The organism is Chromohalobacter nigrandesensis (assembly GCF_023061285.1).
GTDB classification, from domain to species: Bacteria; Pseudomonadota; Gammaproteobacteria; order Pseudomonadales; family Halomonadaceae; genus Chromohalobacter; species Chromohalobacter nigrandesensis.
Map to the genome: position 1 here is coordinate 1 of NZ_JAKGAM010000043.1, position 699 is coordinate 699.

Annotated in this window: 1 protein-coding gene; it reads left to right on the top strand. The window is 66.1% G+C overall.

What is annotated here, in order from left to right; all coding sequences use genetic code 11:
* On the top strand, positions 1–649 hold a 649-nt coding region (locus L1073_RS17110), incomplete at its 5' end, for a polyprenyl synthetase family protein (protein ID WP_246901437.1).
* Between the last annotated feature and the right edge of the window lie 50 nt (positions 650–699).

Consider the following 699-nt stretch of genomic DNA (forward strand, 5'->3'; position numbering starts at 1 on the left):
CTCGGTGCTGGTCGGTGATTTCCTTTATTCACGCTCGTTCCAGATGATGGTCGAGGTCGGTTCGATGCGGGTGATGGAGATCCTCTCCGGCGCCACCTGCGTGATCGCCGAGGGCGAGGTCCTGCAACTGACCAATATCGGCAACCCCGATATCGACGAGGCCGCCTACTTCGACACCATCCAAGGCAAGACCGCCATGCTCTTCGAGGCCGCCAGTCACAGCGGCGCGGTGCTCGCCGGCGCCAGCCCCGCGCAGGAAGAGGCGCTCAAGCTCTACGGGCGCTATCTGGGCCTGGCCTTCCAGCTCGTCGACGACCTGCTCGACTATCAGGGCGATGCCGATTCCATGGGCAAGAACGTCGGCGACGACCTGGCCGAGGGCAAGCCCACGCTGCCGCTCATCCACGCCATGGCCACCGGCGATGCCGAACAGACCAGGATGATTCGCCGCGCCATCCGCCAGGGCGGGCTCGACCATCTCGACGAGGTGCTAGCCATCGTCAACGATACCGGCGCGCTGGAGTACACCCGCCGCCGTGCCGTGGAAATGGCCGACCTCGCCCTCGCTCAGCTCGAGTGGCTACCCGAGAGCCGCTACCGCGACAGCATGGCCGAACTCGCCCATCTCGCCGTCGAGCGCCAGACCTGACCCGACGCCTCGCATAAGGGTTGCGCGCGCGCCGCGGATGCGTATAATGC